Source organism: Azospirillum brasilense (genome assembly GCF_001315015.1).
GTDB classification, from domain to species: Bacteria; Pseudomonadota; Alphaproteobacteria; order Azospirillales; family Azospirillaceae; genus Azospirillum; species Azospirillum brasilense.
Genome location: NZ_CP012914.1, coordinates 2,104,017 through 2,120,290, shown reverse-complemented (window position 1 = coordinate 2,120,290; position 16,274 = coordinate 2,104,017). Strand labels below are relative to the sequence as shown.

14 protein-coding genes are annotated in these 16,274 nt (G+C 69.0%); 9 read left to right on the top strand and 5 right to left on the bottom strand.

The window, feature by feature from the left end; genetic code table 11:
- Window positions 1-65: 65 nt before the first annotated feature.
- From AMK58_RS09795 to AMK58_RS09780, 4 genes are all read right to left on the bottom strand, one after another.
- Window positions 66-887, bottom strand: a complete 822-nt coding sequence (locus tag AMK58_RS09795) for a hypothetical protein (RefSeq protein WP_059398844.1) — start codon at window positions 885-887, stop codon at window positions 66-68.
- Window positions 888-974: 87 nt separating this feature from the next.
- The gene (locus tag AMK58_RS09790) at window positions 975-1,325 is read right to left on the bottom strand and encodes a hypothetical protein (protein WP_059398843.1); all 351 of its coding nucleotides are present in this window, start codon (window positions 1,323-1,325) and stop codon (window positions 975-977) included.
- 71 nt (window positions 1,326-1,396) lie between these two features.
- Window positions 1,397-1,846, bottom strand: coding sequence for a hypothetical protein (locus tag AMK58_RS09785; protein WP_014240906.1), 450 nt, complete (start codon window positions 1,844-1,846; stop codon window positions 1,397-1,399).
- Between the two features lie 231 nt (window positions 1,847-2,077).
- The gene (locus tag AMK58_RS09780) at window positions 2,078-4,309 is read right to left on the bottom strand and encodes a type IA DNA topoisomerase (protein ID WP_059399051.1); all 2,232 of its coding nucleotides are present in this window, start codon (window positions 4,307-4,309) and stop codon (window positions 2,078-2,080) included.
- Window positions 4,310-4,351: 42 nt separating this feature from the next.
- Between AMK58_RS09780 and AMK58_RS09775 the strand changes: the two genes are divergently transcribed.
- The 8 genes from AMK58_RS09775 (at window position 4,352) to AMK58_RS09740 (ending at window position 13,997) form a co-directional block, all read left to right on the top strand.
- A complete protein-coding gene (locus AMK58_RS09775; protein ID WP_236778102.1) occupies window positions 4,352-5,128 on the top strand; it encodes a trypsin-like serine peptidase in 777 nt (258 codons plus the stop codon).
- A gap of 112 nt (window positions 5,129-5,240) precedes the next feature.
- A complete protein-coding gene (locus AMK58_RS09770) occupies window positions 5,241-5,588 on the top strand; it encodes a RidA family protein (protein WP_014240903.1) in 348 nt (115 codons plus the stop codon).
- 229 nt (window positions 5,589-5,817) lie between these two features.
- Window positions 5,818-7,962 (top strand): elongation factor G, encoded by a 2,145-nt coding sequence (gene fusA / locus AMK58_RS09765; protein ID WP_035674875.1) that lies wholly within the window; start codon window positions 5,818-5,820, stop codon window positions 7,960-7,962.
- Window positions 7,963-8,245: 283 nt separating this feature from the next.
- Complete coding sequence (locus tag AMK58_RS09760; RefSeq protein WP_236778101.1) at window positions 8,246-8,707, top strand: tetratricopeptide repeat protein; 462 nt, start codon at window positions 8,246-8,248, stop codon at window positions 8,705-8,707.
- Between the two features lie 120 nt (window positions 8,708-8,827).
- A complete protein-coding gene (locus tag AMK58_RS09755) occupies window positions 8,828-10,384 on the top strand; it encodes a DegQ family serine endoprotease (RefSeq protein WP_035674872.1) in 1,557 nt (518 codons plus the stop codon).
- Window positions 10,385-10,562: 178 nt separating this feature from the next.
- A complete protein-coding gene (locus AMK58_RS09750; RefSeq protein WP_035674886.1) occupies window positions 10,563-11,240 on the top strand; it encodes a winged helix-turn-helix domain-containing protein in 678 nt (225 codons plus the stop codon).
- Window positions 11,241-11,274: 34 nt separating this feature from the next.
- Entirely contained in the window at window positions 11,275-12,672 is a 1,398-nt protein-coding gene (locus AMK58_RS09745; protein WP_035674871.1) for a sensor histidine kinase, read from the top strand.
- 242 nt (window positions 12,673-12,914) lie between these two features.
- Window positions 12,915-13,997 carry an AI-2E family transporter gene (locus AMK58_RS09740; protein WP_059398842.1) on the top strand — a complete coding sequence of 361 codons (1,083 nt, stop codon included), beginning with the start codon at window positions 12,915-12,917 and terminating at the stop codon, window positions 13,995-13,997.
- 16 nt (window positions 13,998-14,013) lie between these two features.
- Here AMK58_RS09740 and AMK58_RS09735 read toward each other — a convergent pair whose 3' ends face one another.
- Complete coding sequence (locus AMK58_RS09735; RefSeq protein ID WP_035674869.1) at window positions 14,014-15,555, bottom strand: MDR family MFS transporter; 1,542 nt, start codon at window positions 15,553-15,555, stop codon at window positions 14,014-14,016.
- 128 nt (window positions 15,556-15,683) lie between these two features.
- On the opposite strand from AMK58_RS09735, the gene AMK58_RS09730 reads away from it, so the two are divergent.
- Window positions 15,684-16,274 (top strand): ABC transporter ATP-binding protein, encoded by a 591-nt coding sequence (locus tag AMK58_RS09730; RefSeq protein WP_035674867.1) that lies wholly within the window; start codon window positions 15,684-15,686, stop codon window positions 16,272-16,274.

Genomic DNA, 16,274 nt, shown 5'->3' with positions numbered 1-16,274 from the left:
AACTCCAAACGGAGAAAGCCCCCTTGCCGCCGGCAAGGGGGCTTTTTCGTGCCTTGGGAAAGGGCTCAGTGCTTGCCCTTCTTCCCCTGGATGCTGGTGATCTGCTGCGAGGCAAAGTTGCCCTGGCCCATGGCGGCGTTGAAGGCGGTGCCGACGTTGTTGAACTGGATGCCGCCGCTGGCCAGCGCCGCGGGCAGATGCGGCAGCGGGCCGAAGTTGCTCATCACCGGGTCGAAGAAGCCCTCGGGCGGCGGGCCGCCGTTGCCGGTGGTCACGCCCGGCTGGGGCTTCGGGGCCGGAGCCTTGACCGGCACCGGGGCCGGAGCCTGAGCTTGAGCCGGTACCGGAGCGGTCGCCGGTCCGGTGGGACCGGCTGCCGGCTCCGCGCCGCCACCGCCGGCGGACCCGTCGCCGCCCTGGATGACGTACTGCTCGGTCACGTTGCTGTCGCCAAAGGACAGGGCCAGCGAGCTGTCGAAGTTGTTCACGATGAAGGGCGCGTCGATGAAGGTGAAGTTCGGCACGATGGGTTCCGGCGGCGGCTGGCGGCTGGCGGCCAGCGCCTGGCCCTTGTTGAAGCCGCCCAGGAAGCCGGCGTCGCCGCGGATCTTGGCGATGGCCTGCTGGTGGGTGGCCTGCCGGCTGACGTTGGGGTTGGTCACCGTCGCCCCCGGAGGCGCGCCGCGCCGGGCGGCGTTGACGAAGACGGGCTGGCGCGGCAGCAGCGGCGGCATCCCCATGCCCATCCCCATCGACATGCCGACCGCCGCGCCGAGCTGAGGGTTGACGGAGAAGCCGCCGGCATCCTGGGCGGCGGCGGTTCCACCCAGCAGCGCCAGGGCGGCGAGGCCGGACAGCAGCGGCGCGAAGCGGCGGATGCGGATCATGGCGGGGCTCCTCTGTTCGGCGGTGTGCGCTGATCCTAGGGCGGCCGACCGGGGAGCCGCTGTGAGGCGGACCACAGCTGGGGCGCTTTACGCCTCTTCCTCAAAAGGGAAGTTTTTGCCGAAGGGGTGATCGGGCATCGGGGCGGCCTGCGGGGGCATCGGCGGCATCGGCATCGGCTTGAGGTCCGGCTGCGACGGACCGCGGCGGCAGGCGGTGTGGCCGTTGACGGTCTCGCAGGTCAGCGCGCCCGGCCCGGTCACGCAGGTCGTCCGGTCGTTGACCGTCTGGCACGACAGCGAGCCCGAACCGCGGCTGCACACCGTTTTCCCGTTGACCGTCTGGCAGGCGAGGTTTTCGGCGGCGGCGGTGTGCGGAGTTCCGGCCAGGGTCAGGATGGCGGCGAGCGCACCGAAGACCGGCAGGGCGAAGCGGAGCATGGCGGCAGTCCTCCAATGAGGAATCCGGAAAGGGGCGCCGCCGCGTGGGGCGGCGGCGCCGGATGGGTGGATCACTGGGCCTTGAGACCAAACAGATTCTGCCCGGCGGCGTTGCCGATGCCGGCGGCGACATTGGTCGTCACCCCGACGTTGGTGTCCAGCAGGCCGCCCTTGCCGAAGCCGAAGGTGACGCCGGTGACGTTCTGCTTCGCCTTGTTGCCGATGCCGGCGGCGACGTTGGTGGCGACGCCGACGTTGGTGTTCACCAGCGACCCGCCGGTGCCCTGCTGCATGGTGAAGACGTTCTGCTTGGCCTTGTTGCCGATCCCCGCCGCGAGGTTCGTCGCGACACCGACGTTGGTGCTGGAGAGGGAGGGCGCCGCGGCGAAGGGGCTGCCGAAGCCCGGCTGCATCATCATCGGGTTGACCGGCATGCCGCCGGTCTTGAGATCGTTGGCGAAGGCGTGGGGGGCGGCGAGCAGCGTGGTGGCGGCGACGGCGATCAGGGTCAGGCGGCGCATGGGCTGGGTCTCCTCCGGGGTGTGGGGCCGTGTGTGGCTCGATGTCCGTGGAGGAGAGGGTAGGCGGATGCCGCCCCCGCCGCTGTGGCCTGGGCCACAGTCGGACGGTGATTCGGGCGGTTTGTGGGAAGTATTGCCCCCTCCCTAACCCTCCCCCGCTGTCGCAGGGGAGGGGACAAATCTCCCTCTCCTGCGAAGCGGGGGAGGGCCGGGGAGGGGGCAATCCGGCGCTCAGCGCGCGTGCTGGTCCAGGAACTGGCGGCAGGAATCGAAGTCCTGGAGCACCGTGTTCGGCAGTTCGACGCCCTTGCGGTCGGCGAGGCTGCGGGCGAAGGCGACCATCTTGTCGGTCGGAGCCTTGCGCCGCGTGCTGCTCGACGGTGCGGTGGGGGCCGGCGGGACAGCGTCGGCGACCGGACTCATCGAGTCGGGGACCTCCGGCGTGGCCTTCGCCTTGCGGCTGCGCCGCGGCTTCTTCGGCGCTTCGCCGTCCACGCCGACGGCGGCGACCGCCACCTTGCGCGTGCGTGGCCGCGGCGTCGTTCCAGCGGCGCGCGGGCTCGTGGAGCGACGGCGCCCGGCGCCCCGTCCGGCGCGGATTGGACCGCCGCGCACGCCGAGGTCCACCGCCGGCCCCCGGTTGCCGACCAGAACGCCGATCAGCCGCCCGGCCTCGTCGGCGATGCCGTCGATGACGGTGCGGAAGTCGGCGCGTCCGACCACCACCTCGTCCAGCCGCATCTCCCACAGGGCGGTGGTGCCGGGATCGACCAACGTGGGGGCGGCGCCGCGCAGAGTCTCGAACAGTTGCAGCCCGGCGGGGGTGGGCACCAGCCACTTGCCGTCGGCGCCCAGCAGGTTCTGCCGCCGCAGGCCCTTGATGATCTCGGCGCGGGTGGCCGGGGTGCCGATGCCCTTGGCCTCCTTCAGCCGGTCACGCAGCGCCGGGTCCTCGACGAAGCGCCAGGCATTCTGCATGGCGTCGACCAGCGTGCCCTCGTTGTAGCGCGGTGGCGCCTGGGTCCGCTTGGCTTCGACCCGAGAGTCGGACAGGCGGGCGGGCTCGCCATCGGCCAGCGGAGGGAGGGTCTGCTCCTCCTCCTTCTCGTCGGGCTTGCCGTCCGTCTCGGCGGAGCCGAAGGCCGCTTTCCAGCCCAGCTTCAGGGGGATGCGCCCGACCGCCCGGAAGACCACCGGCTTGCCGTCGACCGGCACGTCCATCAGGACGGTGGTCTGCCGGTACTCGTAGTCGGGCATGACGGCGGCGAGGTAGGAGCGGCAGATCAGCGCGTAGAGCCGCTTCTCATCGTCGGTCAGGCGGTTCAGCCGGCTTTCCAGATCGTCGAGCACGTTGACGTTGGGCACGATGGCGTGGTGCGACACGCCCTCCAGCGCCTTGTCGCAGAAGTGGCCGGACTTGCCGCGGCGGATGACCGGGCGGGAAATGTCCAGATGGGCGAAGCCGCGCAGCCGGGTCAGCGCCCCGGTGATCGCCGGAACGTCGGCGATCTGGTTCTCCGAGAGGTAGCGCGCCTCGGCACGCGGGTAGGTGATGAGCTTCTTGCCCTCGCCGTCGTAAAGCTCCTGCGCGACCTCCAGCGTGCGGTCGGCGGTCCAGCCCCAGCGCTGGCCGCAGGTCTTCTGCAGCGCGGGCAGGTCGTAGAGCTTCGGCGGGGCCTGCCGCCGATCCTCCACCGTCACCGACAGAGGGCCGCCATGGCCGTCCGCGGCACGGGCGATGGCCTCGGCGCGGGCGCGGTCCTTGATGCGGTCCTTCGGCGGCGGAGCGTGGCGCATCAGGAAGGAGCCGCCCGCGGCGGTGGCTGTCGCCACGACCTCGAAATAATCCTCGGGCTTGAAGTTGCGGATCTCCAGCTCGCGCAGGCAGACGATGGACAGGGTTGGCGTCTTCACCCGCCCGATGCCGATCACGCCGCGCGTCCCCGGTGCCAGCAGCGTCTTGGTCGCCGTGCGGGTCAGGGACAGATTGAAGATCTGGTCGGCCTGCTGGCGCGCCACCGCCGCCTCGTAGAGCGGGCGAAGCTCGTTGTTCGGCTTCAGCTTGGCGAAGGCGTCGCGGATCGTCTTGGGATCCTGGGCGGTGAACAGGGCGCGCTGCACCCGCCCGCGGAAGCCCAGATGCTCCAGGATTTCCTGCCCGATCAATTGCCCCTCGCGGTCGCAGTCGGTGGCGAGGATGACCTGGTCGCAGCCCTTCAGCGCCGCCTTGATCGCCGCCAGCTTCGCCGTTTTGTTACCGCCGCTGTCCGGCTTGGTCGGGTAGAGTCCGTCCGGCTTCAGCAGGGTGGGCGCCCAGCGCTTCCAGTCCGGGTTGACCTCGTCCGGTTCGGCCAGTCGCAGCAGATGCCCCTCGGCCGGCAGGATGCGCCCGTAGCGATCCCCCAGCGCGGCGCGCAGGTCCTTTGCCTGACTGGATTTTTCCGTGATGATGAGCGTGGCCATGGCCGCCATGGTAAGACGAATATGAAAACGTATCAAGAACACTTGAAGGCCGTTCGGAGCGGATTTCTGATCGCGCTGCCGCTTGTCCTGGCCGCCTTTCCGGCGATGGCGCAGAACCCTCTGCTGCCGGGGATCGGGGCGAAGGACCGGCGGGTGGTGGTCGACGCCACGCACGCGCCGTGGAACAGCCTCGTCAAGGTGCAGAGCAATCTCGGCGCGCGCTGCACCGGCGTGCTGGTGGGGCCGCGCCGGGTGGTCACTGCGGCCCACTGCCTGCTGAACCGGGCGCAGCGCTTCCTCCCGGCCTCCTCCCTGCACGTCCTGTTCGGCTATGAGCGCGGGGAGTACCGGCAGCACCGCGCCGTCGCCGCGCTGGAGACCGGCGGCCCCTATGACACGGAGCGGCGGCTCGACGGACTCGTCGGTGACTGGGCGGTGCTGACGCTGGACGGCGACGCGCCGGAGGGGATGCCGCCGCTGCCGCTCGCCCGAGTCCCGCCGGACGTCGGCACGCCGCTGATGCTGGGCGGCTACAGCCAGGACCGGGCGCACCTCGTCACCGCCGACACCGCCTGCGCGGCGCGCGGCATCAACGACACCGACCGCGGGCCGCTGCTGGTCCATGATTGCGATGGGACGCGCGGGGTAAGCGGGGCGGCGCTGCTGGTGCGCACGCCCGGCACGGACGGGGCGGGGGAGGGCTGGGCGGTCGCCGGCATCGCGGTGGCCGCGGTCAGCGGCCCCAATCCCCGCAACATCGCCGTGCCGAGCGCCGCTTTCGTGGCCGCGGTGGAGGGAAATACGCCTTCTTTGCGGTGATGCACGGGCGCGGGGCAGCTTTGAGCGGTGGCGCCTCATTTTTTGCTAGGCCCTTGGGCGTGAATCGCATAGACGTACGCGCGTTCAAGACCCCGTAACCGGAGCCGTACCGATGTCGATCCAGCGCTTCCATTCCGGACCGCGCATGAGCCAGATGGTCATCCACAAGGACACGGTCTATCTGGCCGGCCAGGTGGCCAACGATCCGACTCCGGACGTGGAGACGCAGACCCGCCAGATCCTGGGCCAGATCGACGCCCTGCTGGCCGAGGGCGGCTCCGACAAGAGCAAGCTGCTGTCCGCCACCATCTATCTGACGGACATGTCCACCTTCGGCGCGATGAACAAGGCGTGGGAAGCCTGGGTCGATACGGCCAACCCGCCCGCCCGCGCCACCGTGGAAGCGAAGCTCGCCGCGCCGGAGTATCTCGTTGAAATTCAGGTGACGGCGGCCAAATAAGCTGCGTGACGGGGCGACCCGGCTCCCTCGGTTGGGGTTTGCCGGCGTGGCCCACCAGACTGTGAGGGCCGCGTGCTTCGAAAAAATCCGGAAGGCTTGACCTTCCGGATTTACAGAACGTTAATCACGCCTTAACAGATCATCCGTAAAACCCCGACCAACCTCTGCCGCCGGAGCGGACGACCGTCGTTGCGCTTCGATAGCTGCGTTACAGTAATGGATTCGCAACATGCCGCGCCAAACGCCTCTTTCTGACATCCGGAACATCGGCATCATCGCCCACGTCGATGCCGGCAAGACGACGACCACCGAGCGCATCCTGTACTACACCGGTCGTAAGCACACGATCATCGACGTGCACGAGACGAAGGACCTGAAGTCCTCGACCACGACCGACTACATGGAGCAGGAGCAGAAGCGCGGCATCACGATTCAGTCGGCTGCCGTCTCGACCTTCTGGCGCGGCAAGAAGATCAACGTCATCGACACCCCGGGCCACGTGGACTTCACCATCGAGGTGAACCGTTCGCTCCGCGTGCTCGACGGCGCGGTCGTCGTGTTCGACGGCGTGGCCGGCGTTGAGCCGCAGTCCGAGACCAACTGGCGCCTCGCGGACAACTACAACGTCCCGCGCATCTGCTACGTCAACAAGATGGATCGTTCGGGTGCGAACTTCCAGCGTTGCGTCGGCATGATCAAGAGCCGCCTGAACGCCCGCCCGGTCTGCATCCAGGTTCCGCTGGGCTCGGAAGACAACTTCCGCGGCATGGTCGACCTGATCGAGATGAAGGCGTACGTCTGGTTCTCGGACGACAAGGACGCCAAGTGGGAAATCTGGGACATCACCGACGATCTGGCCAGCAAGCTCAACCTGACCGTCAAGGAAGACCTGGACAACATCGACCTCATCCCGTCGCTGCGCACCGAATTGGTGGACACCGCGCTGGAAATGGACGAGGTGGCGATGGAAGCCTACCTGGAGTCGGGTGAGGAGCCGTCGCCGGACGTGCTGCGCGCCTGCCTGCGCAAGGGCACCATCACCAGCACCTTCACCCCGGTCCTCTGCGGCTCGTCCTACAAGAACAAGGGCGTCTGCCAGGTTCTGGACGCGGTCGTCGATCTGCTGCCGGCCCCGACCGACGTCGAGGCCATCAAGACGGTGGACGAGGACGGCAACCCGAACGGCGAGCGTCTCAGCTCCGACGACGCGCCCTTCGCGGCGCTGGCCTTCAAGGTGCTGAACGACACCTATGGCTCGCTGACCTTCGTGCGCGTCTATTCGGGCGTGCTGACCAAGGGCATGTCGGTCCTGAACACCACCCGCGGCAAGCGCGAGAAGATCGGCCGCATGGTCGAGATGTTCGCCGCCCAGGCCAACCCGATCGAGGAAGCCCGCGCCGGCGACATCATCGCGCTCGTCTCCCTGCAGGAGACGGACACCGGTGACACGCTCTGCGACGCCGCCCACCCGGTGATCCTGGAGCGCATGCGCTTCCCCGACCCCGTCATCAGCGTCTCGGTCGAGCCGAAGACCAAGGGCGAGCAGGAGAAGTTCTCCATCGCGCTGGGCAAGATGGTTCGCGCGGACCCGTCGCTGCGTCTGGAGACCGACCGTGAAACCGGCCAGACCATCCTGCGCGGCATGGGCGAGCTGCACCTGGAAGTGACGCTGGACCGTCTGCGCACGGAGTTCGGCGTGGAAGGCAACATGGGCAAGCCCCAGGTCGCCTACCGCGAGACGATCACCAAGCCGGTCGAGTACACCTACACCCACAAGAAGCAGACCGGTGGTTCGGGCCAGTTCGCCGAAGTCAAGATCGTCTTCGAGCCGCTGGAGCGTGGCGAGGGCTTCGTGTTCAAGGACGAGACGGTCGGTGGCACGGTGCCGCGCGAATACGTCCCGTCGGTCGCGAAGGGCCTGGAAATGCAGAAGGAAGAGGGCGTGCTCGCCTCCTATCCGACTGTGGACTTCCGCGCCCGTCTGGTGGACGGCAAGTACCACGACGTCGACTCGAACGCCCTGACGTTCGAAATCGCCGCCAAGGCCTGCTTCCGCGAAGCCCTCAAGCAGGCCGGCCCGATCCTGCTCGAGCCGGTCATGAAGGTCGAGGTCGTCACCCCGGATGATTACCTGGGCGACGTCATCGGCGACGTGAACCGCCGCCGCGGCACGGTGCTGGGCCAGCTCGAGCGTGGCACCAACATCGCCGTCGAGGCCCATGTGCCGCTGAACGAGATGTTCGGCTACATCGGCCAGCTCCGCGGCATGACCTCGGGCCGCGCGTCCTACTCGATGGAGTTCAGCCACTACGAGCCGGTGCCGCGCAACGTCACCGACGAGATCGTGGCGGGCCGCAGCAACAAGGCCGCCTGATAACGGGCTGCTGCTTTGAAGGGAAGGGGCCGGCGAAGCGATTCGCCGGCCCTTTTTCTTTGTCCGGCGGGAACTTTGCCGGGACCACCCCGGCGGGATGAGGGATTCTTCTTGCGGCGATACCACTTTCGGATCAGTGTTGCTGGTAAGTGACGCATCCCAGTTTTTGGGAATGACCCAGCGAATCTTCTTGCCCGTGGCCTTCCTGGCCCTTCTGCTCCTCGGCGCTTCCGGCCCCGGTTCGCGGGCCTGGGCAGGGCAAGAGGATGCGCGACTCGGCGGCTTGTTCCAGGACCTGCAGACCGCCGGCGACGCGGTCGCGGCGGAGGCGGTCGAGGACCGCATCTGGGGCGTCTGGCTGGAGCATCCCAACGACGACTTGATCGTGCTGATGCATCATGGCGTGCAGAGCCTGAACGCCGACCGCTACGCCGACGCGCTGGTCGCCTTCGACCAAGTGGTCGCCGCCGACCCGACCTACGCCGAGGGTTGGAACAAGCGGGCCAACGCCGAATACATGCTGGGTGATTACGACGCTGCGGTGCGCGACATCCGCCGGGTGCTGGCGCTGGAGCCGCGGCATTTCGGGGCTCTGGCCGGGCTGGGGCTGGTCTACCTCGCCATCGATCAGCCGGCGGGCGCGCTGCGCGCCTTCGACGCGGCGCTGACCATCAACCCGCACCTCGACCGCGTCCGCCAGCAGGCCGCGGCCATCCGCCTGCGGATCGCCGGCTCGGCGCTGTAGGCCTCGCGCCGTTCTATTCCCTCCCTGAAAAACTTTTAATCCGCCTGCAAGCCCCCCGTGACTCGGCACCCGCTACGTTCAGGACAACGAACAACGCATGCCAGTCACGGAGAGCAACCGATGTCCACCCCCGCCAACGCCGGACGCGCCCCGCGGTCGAGCCGGGTGCGGCGTACCATCGCCGCCGTCCTCCTCGGCACCACGGTGCTGACCGGTCCGTTCCTGATCGCCAACCAGTCCACCGCCGCGGCCGCCGAAAGCGCCCTGACGCAGACCATGCCGGGCAGCTTCGCCGATCTGGCGGCCAAGGTGTCGCCCGCCGTGGTGAACGTCTCCACCACCCAGCAGGCCAAGGCCGAGCGCGGCAACCCACGCATGCCCGGCTTCCCGCCGGGCTCGCCCTTCGAAGAGTTCTTCCGCCAGTTCCAGGACCAGTTCGGCCAAAACGGCGGCCCCGGCGGCGACGACCAGTCCGAGGGTCCCTCCGAGGGCCAGCCGCGCGGCAAGGTCGGCTCGCTCGGCTCCGGCTTCATCATCGACGCGGCCGGCTATGTGGTGACCAACAACCACGTCATCGACGGTGCGGACGAGATCAAGGTCACGCTCCAGGACGGCACGGAGCTTCCCGCCACGCTGGTCGGGCGCGACGCCAAGACCGACATCGCCCTGCTGAAGGTGAAGTCCGACAAGGCGCTGCCCGCGCTGGACTGGGGCGACAGCGATGCCGCCCGCGTCGGCGACTGGGTGATGGCCGTCGGCAACCCCTTCGGGCTGGGCGGAACGGTGACCAAGGGCATCATCTCGGCCCGCGGTCGCGACATCCACAGCGGTCCGTATGACGACTACCTGCAGCTCGACGCCGCCATCAACCGCGGCAACTCGGGCGGCCCGACCTTCACGCTGGATGGCCGGGTGATCGGTATCAACACCGCCATCTATTCGCCCAACGGCGGCTCGGTCGGCATCGGCTTCGCCATCCCGTCGAACATCGCCAAGCAGGTCGTCGCCCAGCTCAAGGAGAACGGCCATGTCGAGCGCGGCTGGCTGGGCGTGAAGATCCAGGAGATCTCGCCGGAGATCGCCGAGTCGGTCGGCCTGTCCCAGACCAAGGGCGCCCTGGTCGCCGAGGTGACTCCGGACAGCCCAGCCGCCAAGGCCGGCGTGCGCCAGGGCGACGTGATCCTGGCCTATGGCGGCAAGCCGGTGAACACGCTGCGCGACCTGACCCGCCGGGTGGCCGACACCAAGGCCGGCGACACGGTGGACATGACCGTGGTGCGCAAGGGCAAGGAGACGACCCTGACCGCCCACATCGCGCCGCTGCCCGCCGAACAGCGCATGGCCGCCGCCGAGGGGACCGGTCCCGCCGCCGAGAGCGCGATGGAAACCGTCAATGGGCTGAAGCTGGCCCCGCTGGACGGCGCCACCCGCAGCCGCCTCGGCCTGGGCGAGGGCGTCAAGGGTGTGGTCGTCACCTCGGTGTCGCCGCAGGCCGGTGATCTGCCCGTCCGTCCGGGCGACGTGATCGTCAAGGTCGGCGACCACAGCGTGACCTCCCCCGCGGAGGTGACCAAGAGCCTGCACGAGGCCGAGAAGGATGGCCGAAAGGCGGTCCTGCTGCTGGTCAACCGCGGCGGCAACGAGAGTTTCGTCCCGCTGAAGCTCGTCAAGGCGTGACGCAGGGTAACACCGGCGATCCTCCCGTCTCCGGTGTGATGGGGTGGAGGATGTCCGTGGTGCGAACCCCCGCCGCGCGGACGTCCTCCCCCTTCGTGTCGTTTGGCCCTCTCCCCTCCCTGGAGGGGCGGGGGCATTCACCTTTGGACTCGCGGAAGGATGCGGTAGACTCATGCTCATGAAAGTCCTCGTCATCGAAGACGACCAGCAGGCCGCCTCCTATCTGGCCAAGGGGCTGAAAGAGGCCGGGCATGTCGTGGACGCCGCCAACGACGGCAAGGAGGGGCTGTTCCTGGCCGGCTCCGAGCATTACGACGTTATGATCGTGGACCGCATGCTGCCGGGCCGCGACGGACTGTCGCTGGTCGAGATCCTGCGCGCCACCGGCAACGATACGCCGGTGCTGTTCCTGTCCGCGCTCGGCAGCGTCGACGACCGGGTGAAGGGGCTGAAGGCCGGCGGCGACGACTACCTGACCAAGCCCTTCGCCTTCTCCGAGCTGCTCGCCCGGATCGAGGTGCTGGTGCGCCGCCGCAGCGCCGCCCAGCCGCAGACCCGTCTGGCGGTCGCCGACCTGGAGCTGGACCTGCTGTCGCGCACCGTCCGGCGGGCCGGCAAGTCCATCGACCTGCTGCCGCGGGAATTCGCTCTGCTGGAGTATCTGATGCGCAACGCCGGCAGCGTGGTGACCCGCACCATGATGCTGGAGAATGTGTGGGACTATCACTTCGACCCACAGACCAACGTCATCGATGTGCACATCGCCCGCCTGCGCCAGAAGATCGACAAGGATTTCCCGACGCCGCTGATCCACACGGTGCGCGGCGCCGGCTACAGCCTGCGGGCGCCGCAATAATGATGGCGGCGGCTATGGTGGCGGACCGGGACGCGTGAAGGCGGTTCTTCCCACCCTGCGCCTTCTGCGCACGACGCCGTTCCGGCTGGCCTTGCTGTATCTCGGCCTGTTCGTCATCTCGGTCGGGGTGATCCTGGGGGTCGTCTACCGCTCCACCGCGGGCTTTCTGGAGGAGGAGATCGGCGCCACCATCGCGCTGGAGGTCGCCGGGCTTCAGGACCAGTACCGCAGCGCCGGCCTGCGCGGGCTGGTCGATTCCGTGCGCGAGCGCAGCGGCTACTCCCACACCAACTCCATCTATCTGCTGACCACGCCGGGCGGCGTCATCCTGGCCGGCAACCTGTCGGGCTGGCCCGACGCCACGGCGGGGCCGGGCGGCTGGACCCATTTCAAGATTTCCGACTATGGCGGGGTGAACAACCGGCCCTCCACCGCGATGGCGGTCAGCTTCGTCTTGCCCGGCCAGTTCCGCCTGCTGGTGGGCCGTGACATGAGCGAGCTGGACCAGCTCCGCGGCCGCATGGTCGTGTCGCTGCGCTGGGTCTTCCTGGTGACGGTGGTGCTGGGGCTCGGCGGCGGCCTTCTGCTGGCGCGCGGCGCCATGCACCGGATCGAGGCGATCAACCGCACCACCCACCGCATCATGGCCGGCGACCTGTCGGGCCGCGTCCCGCGCGGCGGCGGCGGTGACGAGATCGACCGGCTGGCCGGCAACCTGAACGCCATGCTCGACCAGATCGAGCGGCTGATGACCGGCATGCGGCAGGTCACAGAGAGCGTGGCCCACGACCTGCGAACGCCCCTGTCGCGCCTGCGCGCCCGCGTCGAGCTGGCGCTGATCCGCGAGACCGACGACCCGGAGGTCTATCGCGCCGTGCTTCAGGACACGATCCTTGAGGCCGACCGGCTGCTCGCCACCTTCACCGCGCTGCTGTCCATCGCCGAGGCCGAATCCGGCGCCAACCGCAAGGGACTGGAGCCGGTGCGGCTGGCCGACGTGGTGCGGCTGGCCGCCGACCTCTACGAACCGGTGGCCGAGGAGAAGGGCCTGACCCTGATCACCGACATCCGGGCCGAGCCGACCGTGCGCGGCAACGAGCAGCTGTTGGCGCAGGCGGTATCGAACCTGCTGGACAACGCCATCAAATACACGCCGGAGGGCGGGCGCATCACTCTGCTGCTGGAGGGCGTCGGGCCGGGGCAGTCCGCCCGCATCACCGTGGCGGACAACGGTCCCGGCATTCCCGCCGACATGCGCGAGAAGGTTCTGGAGCGCTTCGTCCGGCTGGACGCTGCGCGGGCCTCGCCGGGAAACGGGCTGGGCCTCAGCCTCGTGGAGGCGGTGGCGCGGCTGCACGACGCGTCGCTGCGGCTGGAGGACAACGAACCGGGTCTGAAGGTCGGCATCGTCTTCCCGCCGGACGCCGGCTGACGCTCTCCATAACAGACGCTCCCCACAAGAAAAGAGCCCGCCGTTTCCGGCGGGCTTTTGAGGTGACATCAGCGAGAATGACTCCTTGGCGTCAGACATTATATGGGGCGCCAACCGTCCGCGCGCATTCGGATAAGCGTATTAGCACGAAGGTGCTAGCGGGCTGACGGTGCAACACTTCCCTGCGGGCGGCGTTTGTCCATCGGACCGGCATGCCGGTGGCAACACGGCGGGAAGAAACGATGGACGCGACCAGACAGGCTCCCCTTCATGCCTCTGCGCAAGCTGGGGAGCCGGCAACCGCCGGGCGGAACACCGCGACCGAACTGAAGCTGTTCACCTGGAAGGTGCTGATCGCCGCCGGCGTGCTGGGCACGCTGTTCCTGGCCTGGCAGGTGGCGGATGCGCTCTTGCTGGTCTTCGCCGGCGTGCTTCTGGCGATCCTGTTCCAGCGCATCGCCGGGCTGGTGCGGCGCTACACGGGGCTTGCGCAGGGCTGGTCGCTTGGCGTCGTGCTGCTGCTCCTGGCGGTGCTTCTGATCGGCGGCGGCGTGCTGATGGGCCAGTCGGTGGTCAGTCAGTTCGACCAGCTCTCCCAGCAGATCAGCGGGGCCGTGCAGCAGCTTCCCGGTTCGCTGCGCGACCAGATCATGAAGCAGGGGCAGGACGCCTCCTCCTGGCTGAACCGGCTGCAGACGGTGGCATCGAGCGTGATGTTCTTCCTGGGCGATCTGGTGGTGGTGATGTTCACGGCCATCTACCTCGCCGCTTCGCCCGGCGTCTACCGGCGCGGCGTCATCCTGCTGGTGCCGCCGCGCGGCCACGAGCGGGCGCGGGAGGTGATGGACGTGATGGGGGACTCGCTGTGGAAGTGGCTGATCGGGCAGCTTTCGGCCATGGCCATCGTCGGCGTTCTGACCACCGCGGGCCTGCTGCTGCTGGGCATCCCGAGCGCCCCGGCTCTGGGCCTGCTGGCGGCGCTCCTGGAATTCGTTCCGCTGATCGGCCCGTTCCTGGCGGCGGTCCCGGCGATCCTCATCGCCTTTGCCCAATCACCGCAGGAGGCGCTGTGGGTGGCGTTGCTCTACCTGGCGATCCAGCAGGTCGAGGGCAACGTCGTCATGCCGCTGATGCAGAAGAAGGTGGTGGACCTGCCTCCGGTCATCACCATCGCGGCCATCGCGGCCGGGGGCGTGCTGTTCGGGCTGATGGGCATGTTCCTGGCGACGCCCTTCGCGGTGGTGATGCTGGTGCTGGTCAACATGCTCTACATCGAGGACAAGCTGGGGGAGGGGCGGCACTTCCCCAGCGAGGACAAGGCGTAGGCGACCCCCACAACCCTTAGGCCACCTCCGCCCCGGCTTTGGCGGCGTCGGCGGCGGAGCGCAGGGGAAGCTCCTTCAGGAACAGGGTCAGCACGAAGGACACCACGGCCAGCCCGGCGGCCAGCAGGAACAGCGTGGAGAAGCCGTGCTCGAACACCGACTGGGCGGTGGAACGGGCGGCGGGGGCCAGATTGGCCAGGGCGGACGGGCCGCGCTCCATCACCTCGCGCCCGCTGATGCCGGGCAGGCCGGCGGCGTTCAGCCGGGCCTCGACGTCGGCGGCGAAGACCGCGCCGAAGACCGCCACGCCGACCGACCCGCCGAGCGAGCGGAAGAAGCCGACCGAGGCCGTGGCCGCGCCGAGGTCGCGCCGGTCCACCGCGTTCTGCACGGCGACCGTCATCACCGGCATGACCAGACCCAGCCCGATGCCCAGCGGCACCAGGATCAGCGTGGACCACAGCCCGCTCTCCGAAACCGTCGGCGACAGGCCGAGCGCCAGATACATCACCGCCGCCAGCGCCAGCCCGGCCAGCGGGAAGACCTTGTAGCGGCCGGATTTGGAAATCAGCCGACCGCCGCCCCCGGCGCCCAGCACCATGCCCAGAACCATCGGCAGCAGCAGGAAGCCCGACGTCGTGGCGCTGGTCCCGGCGACGAGCTGCGAGCGCAGCGGCAGATAGACGATGCCGGCGAACAGCACCATGGCCGACACCGCCACCACCGGGTTGGCGACCGCCACCACCGGCTCCCGGAACAGGTGGAGCGGCAGGATCGGTTCCTCCACCCGCCGCTCGTGCCACAGGAAGACCCCGAGCATCATGAGGCCCAGCACGCACAGGCCGAGGATCGTCGGGGAGGTCCAGGGCAGGGCGACGCCGGCGCGCGACACCACGAACAGCAGCGAGGTCACCGTGCCCATCAGCAGCGCCGCCCCGAGATAGTCGATGGTCGGCTTCGCCCGTCCCGCCGGCAGGCGGTCGAGCGCCCGGCTGGTCATCAGCAGCGCCGCCGCCCCCAGCGGCAGGTTGATGAGGAAGATCCAGTGCCAGCTCAGCCGCTCCGTGAAGATGCCGCCCAGCAGCGGCCCGGCCACGCTGGACAGGGCGAAGATGCCGCCGATGTAACCCTGGTAGCGCCCGCGCTCCCGCGGGGCCACCACGTCGCCGATGATGGTGAAGGCCAGCGCCATCAGGCCGCCGCCGCCCAGCCCCTGGATGCCGCGGAACAGGATGAGCTGCCCCATGCTCTGCGCCAGCGCGCACAGCACCGACCCGACCAGGAACAGGAAGATCGCCACCTGGAGCACCCGCTTGCGCCCGTAGAGGTCGCTCAGCTTGCCGTAGATCGGCGTGGTCGAGGTCGAGGCCAGCAGATAGGCGGTGACCACCCAGGGCAGGTTCTCCAGGCTTCCCAGGTCGTGGGCCATGGTCGGCAGGGCCGTCGCGACGATGGTCTGGTCCATCGCCGCCATCAGCATGGCGAGCGCCACCCCGCTGAACACCCGCATGATTTCGCGGTGGGTGAAGACGGCGTGGTCGTTGGAGGCGTCGGTCATGGTCTCGGTTCAGGCCGGAATGAGCGGTGGGGCGTACCATAGCCCCCGAGACGTTCCGCGCAAGGACTCCGCCATGAATGGCTGGTAATCTCCCCTTCCACCTTCCGGAATAGTCGCCGTACCCCGCCATGCTGAGCGTGCGCAACCTGTCCACGACCGTGCTGAAGCCCGCCAGTTTCCAGGTGGAGGCCGGCGAGTGCGTCGCCGTTCAGGGGAAATCCGGCTCGGGGAAATCCGTGCTGTTGCGCGCCGTGGCCGACCTCGACCCGTCGACCGGGGAGGTGCGGCTGAACGGCGATCTTCGGGAAGGCATGCCCGCGCCGCTCTGGCGCCGCCGGGTGACCTACGTTGCCGCCGAGTCGGGCTGGTGGGAGGATCGGGTGAGCGCCCACTTCTCCCAGCCGGACCGCGCCGCGGCGCTCGCCGGGGCGCTGGGCCTGCCGGAAGAGGTGATGAACTGGCCGGTCGCCCGCCTGTCCACGGGGGAGCGGCAACGGCTGGCGCTGGTCCGCGCGCTGGTTCAGGGGCCGGAGGTGCTTCTGCTCGACGAGCCGACCGGACCGCTGGACGCCGAGGCGACGGAGCGGGTGGAGGGGCTGCTGCGCGCCGAGTTGGCCCGCGGGGCCGGGCTGCTGATCGTCACCCACGCGCCGGAGCAGGCCGCCCGGATGGCCCGGCGGCACCTGCACGTTGCGGATGGCGTGGTGACGGAGGGGTAG

Bases quoted from the DNA above. Each gene is read 5' to 3' on its own strand.
- AMK58_RS09730 (WP_035674867.1), top strand. From the start codon at position 15,684: ATGCTGAGCGTGCGCAACCTGTCCACGACCGTGCTGAAGCCCGCCAGT.
- AMK58_RS09740 (WP_059398842.1), top strand. From the start codon at position 12,915: ATGGACGCGACCAGACAGGCTCCCCTTCATGCCTCTGCGCAAGCTGGG.
- AMK58_RS09735 (WP_035674869.1), bottom strand. From the start codon at position 15,555: ATGACCGACGCCTCCAACGACCACGCCGTCTTCACCCACCGCGAAATC.
- AMK58_RS09785 (WP_014240906.1), bottom strand. From the start codon at position 1,846: ATGCGCCGCCTGACCCTGATCGCCGTCGCCGCCACCACGCTGCTCGCC.
- AMK58_RS09795 (WP_059398844.1), bottom strand. From the start codon at position 887: ATGATCCGCATCCGCCGCTTCGCGCCGCTGCTGTCCGGCCTCGCCGCC.
- AMK58_RS09750 (WP_035674886.1), top strand. From the start codon at position 10,563: ATGAAAGTCCTCGTCATCGAAGACGACCAGCAGGCCGCCTCCTATCTG.
- AMK58_RS09780 (WP_059399051.1), bottom strand. From the start codon at position 4,309: ATGGCCACGCTCATCATCACGGAAAAATCCAGTCAGGCAAAGGACCTG.
- AMK58_RS09790 (WP_059398843.1), bottom strand. From the start codon at position 1,325: ATGCTCCGCTTCGCCCTGCCGGTCTTCGGTGCGCTCGCCGCCATCCTG.
- AMK58_RS09770 (WP_014240903.1), top strand. From the start codon at position 5,241: ATGTCGATCCAGCGCTTCCATTCCGGACCGCGCATGAGCCAGATGGTC.
- fusA (WP_035674875.1), top strand. From the start codon at position 5,818: ATGCCGCGCCAAACGCCTCTTTCTGACATCCGGAACATCGGCATCATC.
- AMK58_RS09755 (WP_035674872.1), top strand. From the start codon at position 8,828: ATGTCCACCCCCGCCAACGCCGGACGCGCCCCGCGGTCGAGCCGGGTG.